We start from the raw sequence: 4,940 nt of genomic DNA, 5'->3' as shown, positions 1-4,940 counted from the left end.
CATCATTCTATCATAGGTGTTATCAGCAGTTCCGACTGTTGTATCTACATTATTTCCAATCATCTGTGTCCATTCAGGTAAAATTACAGCCAGTTTTTCCTCTTTAAAATAAGAGCCGTCTGCGTTCATATCTCCGACTACTATGATATCTTTTTCAGAAGAACTGTCATAGATATTGTTTATTACAACTTTCAAATGTGTTAATTCTGCTTCAACATCTTCGGGCTTGATGTGATTATCCACCATCGTAAAATCAAAGTTCCCGGATTTGAAAGAAGCAACAAAGGGCTCTCTTTCAAAAACATCATCAGTGTCTTTTACAACATAACTACTGTTTGTAATAGGATTTATTGTTTTTGTGTTATAGACAAATGCATATTGCTCTTTGCTCGTACTTCTGCCTAACCTTTCACTTATTATGTAGTCATACTTTGTATTGGCATCATTAATGTAATTTAATAATGTGGGTATAACATTTTGTTCAGTGCTTCTTACTTCCTGTATTGCAACTAAGTCATATCTTTTAACTATCTTTGAGATTATTTCCATGGCTTCTGTATTGTTTATCTTATTTTGCCCGAAAATCTGTATATTGAATGAAGCTATTTTTATGATTTGAGGGTTTGATTCTGGTTGTGGATTTACTTCCGGTTGATTTGAGGGGGGAATTGTACAGCCTGCTATGACGATTATACTTGCTACTAAAAACAGGATTAGATATTTTTGCTTCACGGTTATCATTTTGCCACTTCTTTAGTATATTTATGCCGTATTAACTGGCCAATATTTTCATCACTTCCAAAATTAATCTCTCGTCTTGTGTAATTCCCTCTTTTTGAGAATGTGCTACTGAGGTCATTGGTTTGTACTCAACTATTTTATTTGTGGAAATATCATCGGTTTTTATTTTCCAGTATCCTTGTGGAACAACAATGTCTCTTTCCCCGCCAAACTCGTGTAGTTCATGAATACGGTCTATTAATTTCTTTCTTATTTTTAAGGTATTGATTTTAGTTATAAACTCACGTTTAGCACTCATATTAATGCCTTGTGCTCTCACGTATATGGAATTATTAAAAAGCAATTTAGCTATGAAACTATCAGCTGCATCAGCTTTTGGCGAACCTCTGTGGGGTGTTGCTACTATGATTAGTCTGTTGACTCCTCTTAGATAAGGTGAATTGATAAAATCTTTATCATCATCTTCTTCATCCAGAGCAATTGCTGCAACTGCATCAAGTCCTCCCATGCTGTGGCATACTAAGTCACAAGGTTTATCTCCGCATGTTTCTTTTATTTTCTTTTTTAATAACTCTGCGAACTGATAAAAACATATGTAATAATAGGTTTTATCTCCATCAATATCTATTTTTTTATGTCCGCGTTTTTCAAATCTTCTTATGTTGCTTTCGTTCTCAACTAAGTTAATAAAATGCATTTTGTTTTTGTTTATGACTATTCCATCCAGCCATTCTTTAATATTATATTTCCAATTAGTAGCTCTCCTTTCACCAACTTCCATATATGGCTCTGTCCAGCAGATATTAGCTTCGTCACCCCATCCATGAATAAAAAAAGTGTCCCGCTTCAGTTCAAACCTTTCAAAGCTTGTTAATTTATTGCGGGCCTCTTTCTTTTCTTGTTTTGCTAGTTCTTTTTTCTCATCCCGAGTTTTCTTGGACATGATTTCCTCCTATAAACATAAAAACCCTCGCCTTTTGAGCGAAGGTTTTACTTTTTTAACGTGGAGATTCCCCCTTCGAAATATACCACACTTATATTATTTAACATTGTTTCACAATCGTTATTTTACCTCTTTTGAGAAGGTTAGGTAAACTATCAATAATGGAAATGCTTCAAATTTGACATATTCGCTAGTGGAGGAGATAATTTTGAGATTGCAGTTAGTATGTTGTTAGACAAATATACTTAGTTTTGAAAGTAGTATAATTACCAATTATAAATTATAACAGGAGTTTCTGATGGAAAGTTGGTGGAGTCTCGGAGAAGGTATTGGACAATTGGGAGATAAGCTTGAATTTTATAAAATCACTTGCCCATTCTGTCTAGAAGAAGGTAATTTCAAAGTTGCTTTTCACGCTGAGAAGCAAAAGCCAAATAGTTCCAAAGTTCTGAATTTCGATACACTAGAATGTGGAAACTGCAAAGGATATGTCATGGTGCTTTGGTCAGCATCAGAACATGGTTCAGGACCTAATCATAGCCTCTATGATTATCGTGTTTTGCCATGGCCTCTAAAATTTACTAAATACCCAGAACATTGGCCGGAACAAATTGGACGATACTGGCTCCAAGCTAAGAAAAATCTTGTAGATGAGAACTGGGATGCTGCGGTTGTAATGGCTCGTACTGCATTGCAGATAGCATTACGCGACAACAAAGCAAAAGGTAGTAATCTAAAACAAGAAATCGAGGACTTGTCTATAAAAGGAATTCTTCCTCCAACAATGAAAGAGTGGGCAGATAACGTCAGAGAACTTGGTAATGAATCTGTACATCCTGAGCCCAAGCAAGCTCCAACTGACCATCTCGATGCAAAAGATATAATACGATTTCTTGATTTTTTGCTTGAGTATCTATACACCTTACCATATAAAATTAGAGAATATAGAAAACGAGAAGCCGAAAAATAATTAATATGGGTTTAAACTAATGAATAATGACCATATTTACTGGCTATTCAGTGCCGCAGCTCAAAGTATATCTGCTTTCATTGCTTTTCTGCTCACAGGATATGCACTTGTTCATACTTTTATGGAGAATGCACGTGAAAAAGATGATACTCTCGAAGAAATAAATGCTGTTATAGGACAAGAGTATCATACTCGTCTTACTCTTCTAGTATGGATTACCGGATTAGCAATTATTTTCAGTTTAACTACTGTTTTCTTAAACCGGTGGGAATTTTCTAGCAAGATTTCGTTAATGATAATAACTACGGTGCTTGATCTTATAGCAATTATTGGTGGAATGGCATTTGTAGTTTCTATTGTAAACCCATCTGCATACGAGAAAACAGCGACTAAAATCCTCAAAGAGAAGAAAAAAGAACTAAATCTAACCGACAATATCATTACTTCCTCTAAGTTCTTTGAAAAATTTCTACACCTTGAGCGTCTAATTCGAGAGTATTTGCGGGATAGAAAATTATATGTGCCAAGTCGGGGTGTACAACGCATGTCATTTTCTTTTCGTCAAATGATTGAAGCACTACTTCAGAATAAAAAAATAGATGCTTCGTTTTATGAAGAATTGCTACAGATAAATAAATACAGAAATTTGGTTTTTCACGGACACGTTAAAAATGCTGACCAGACTATGGTGGATAGAGTACGTAAAGTAGCATCACATTTTGAAGACCCAAAGTTAATTGTCACCGAAACCATGGGAGGACCATCCACGAATAGCTGTTTAATCTGTAGTGAATCACCCACTATACCGGTGAAAACAAAGGATGGTAAACAGATTAATATGTGTCGGAAATGTTTGGCTATCCACAAAAAAGAAAATCTTAAGAAAATATAATTTCTGTTTTTATCTTTGTTTTCTAATTTTTTAACTTTTCCCTGATTGCTTCCATCTTTTCAGCTCTCTCCCGCTGTTTCTTAAAACCATCTTCAATCATTTTCTCAAGCGCATCCACGCAAAGACAAACCTTTCCCGCGACTTTCACTGTTAACTCAGGATATAATCCAAGTGATCTCCATTTATAGAGAGTCTTCACTGAAAACGGGCAGATTTCTTTTAATCTTTCCCTATCTGATAATGGAATTAACTTCATTTTTCATATCCTCCTCTTTTAGAAATTCTTTTATTTTCTCCATATTCTTCCCTTGCGGTTTATTCCTGTCTTTTTCCCAATTTATCACTGTATCATCAGTAACTCCCAGCCTTTTAGCCAGTTCTTTGGCATATAACCCTTTATCCATTCTCGTCTTTCTTATTCTCTCTCCCAGTGTTTGTGGATTTTTGGGGTAGGATGGGTTAAAATCATTAAGGTTAATTGATAATTCAAGTGTATACACTAATGGGGGTAAAAAGTTTGTATTCTGTTCTGCATGGTTGTAAGTGCGGGAACTATGCGACCTTAAATCTTCAATGTAGATGTACCCCTGCTCAAATTCATCAATATCGCTCTAAGATTTCAGGCCCTTTGTTGGATAGAATAGACGTTCACATTGAAGTTCCTCCTCTCAATTATCAGGAAGTGAGTGACAATACTCCCGCTGAAAGTTCCGCTCAAATAAGAGAAAGAGTCAACAAAGCAAGAGCAATTCAAAGAGAAAGGTTTTCCTCAGAAGACAAAAAGAATGAAAATATTATGTGCAATGCCCAGATGAGTCATAGACAAACACGCAAATTCTGTGCTTTAGGCAAAGAAGAGAGTGAACTACTAAAAATGGCAATGTCTCATCTGAATCTTAGCGCCAGAGCATATGACAAGATATTAAAAGTATCACGTACTATTGCTGACCTTGCCGGCTTAGAACAGATAAGCAAAGAGCACCTATCAGAAGCAATCCAATACAGAACTTTAGACAGAGATTTTTTTCTGCTTTAACCCAAGAATAGCTCTAAGCTTCTCTTCTGTTCTTCTGTAAGGTTTTCTTCCTTTTATTTCCCAGTTATATATTGTTGTTTCTGAAACTCCTAATTTTTGAGCAACATCTTTCATTGTTAAATGTAAATCCATCCGTTTCTTCCTAATTCTTTCACCGAAATTCTTCGGATTCTTGGGATATTTGGGATTGTAATCATTAAGATTGATTTTGAGTTTCAATACATATACTAATGGTATATCTTGGTCTATATTCTTTTTCATTTGACACCTCCTCCTTTTTTATTTTTCATTCTATCCCTTATTTCTTTTATAAAGTGTTGCCTATGTGCCAATTCCAGTTCACCCACTTGACAAATCT

The 4,940-nt window shown here is 35.2% G+C and carries 8 protein-coding genes; 3 read left to right on the top strand and 5 right to left on the bottom strand.

What is annotated here, in order from left to right:
* The coding region (locus KKC91_00560) for an endonuclease/exonuclease/phosphatase family protein (GenBank protein MBU0477050.1) at positions 1-741 on the bottom strand (741 nt) is incomplete at its 3' end.
* A 31-nt stretch (positions 742-772) separates the two neighbouring features.
* Positions 773-1,684: a hypothetical protein gene (locus tag KKC91_00555; GenBank protein ID MBU0477049.1), complete on the bottom strand. Its 912-nt coding sequence runs from the start codon at positions 1,682-1,684 to the stop codon at positions 773-775.
* Positions 1,685-1,982: 298 nt separating this feature from the next.
* Here KKC91_00555 and KKC91_00550 point away from each other — a divergent pair, with 298 nt between their 5' ends.
* Complete coding sequence (locus KKC91_00550; protein MBU0477048.1) at positions 1,983-2,654, top strand: DUF4145 domain-containing protein; 672 nt, start codon at positions 1,983-1,985, stop codon at positions 2,652-2,654.
* Between the two features lie 19 nt (positions 2,655-2,673).
* Positions 2,674-3,546, top strand: a complete 873-nt coding sequence (locus KKC91_00545) for a hypothetical protein (protein MBU0477047.1) — start codon at positions 2,674-2,676, stop codon at positions 3,544-3,546.
* 22 nt (positions 3,547-3,568) lie between these two features.
* Here KKC91_00545 and KKC91_00540 read toward each other — a convergent pair whose 3' ends face one another.
* Positions 3,569-3,802, bottom strand: a complete 234-nt coding sequence (locus KKC91_00540) for a hypothetical protein (protein ID MBU0477046.1) — start codon at positions 3,800-3,802, stop codon at positions 3,569-3,571.
* The gene (locus KKC91_00535; protein ID MBU0477045.1) at positions 3,777-3,950 is read right to left on the bottom strand and encodes a helix-turn-helix domain-containing protein; all 174 of its coding nucleotides are present in this window, start codon (positions 3,948-3,950) and stop codon (positions 3,777-3,779) included. Before KKC91_00535 ends, KKC91_00540 begins: the two co-directional genes overlap by 26 nt.
* Positions 3,951-4,063: 113 nt before the next feature.
* On the opposite strand from KKC91_00535, the gene KKC91_00530 reads away from it, so the two are divergent.
* Positions 4,064-4,582, top strand: coding sequence for an ATP-binding protein (locus KKC91_00530; GenBank protein MBU0477044.1), 519 nt, complete (start codon positions 4,064-4,066; stop codon positions 4,580-4,582).
* On the opposite strand, the gene KKC91_00525 is transcribed toward KKC91_00530, so the two are convergent.
* Entirely contained in the window at positions 4,556-4,843 is a 288-nt protein-coding gene (locus KKC91_00525) for a helix-turn-helix domain-containing protein (protein MBU0477043.1), read from the bottom strand. The two genes, KKC91_00530 and KKC91_00525, sit on opposite strands and share 27 nt — an antisense overlap.
* Between the last annotated feature and the right edge of the window lie 97 nt (positions 4,844-4,940).

It is taken from the genome of bacterium, from assembly GCA_018812485.1.
Classification (GTDB): Bacteria; JAHJDO01; JAHJDO01; order JAHJDO01; family JAHJDO01; genus JAHJDO01.
This window is presented reverse-complemented; position numbering and strand designations above follow the sequence as displayed.

What these genes read in the sequence shown, in the direction of transcription:
- KKC91_00535 (MBU0477045.1), bottom strand. Translation starts at nt 3,950, where the DNA reads ATGGATAAAGGGTTATATGCCAAAGAACTGGCTAAAAGGCTGGGAGTT.
- KKC91_00540 (MBU0477046.1), bottom strand. Translation starts at nt 3,802, where the DNA reads ATGAAGTTAATTCCATTATCAGATAGGGAAAGATTAAAAGAAATCTGC.
- KKC91_00525 (MBU0477043.1), bottom strand. Translation starts at nt 4,843, where the DNA reads ATGAAAAAGAATATAGACCAAGATATACCATTAGTATATGTATTGAAA.
- KKC91_00550 (MBU0477048.1), top strand. Translation starts at nt 1,983, where the DNA reads ATGGAAAGTTGGTGGAGTCTCGGAGAAGGTATTGGACAATTGGGAGAT.
- KKC91_00545 (MBU0477047.1), top strand. Translation starts at nt 2,674, where the DNA reads ATGAATAATGACCATATTTACTGGCTATTCAGTGCCGCAGCTCAAAGT.
- KKC91_00555 (MBU0477049.1), bottom strand. Translation starts at nt 1,684, where the DNA reads ATGTCCAAGAAAACTCGGGATGAGAAAAAAGAACTAGCAAAACAAGAA.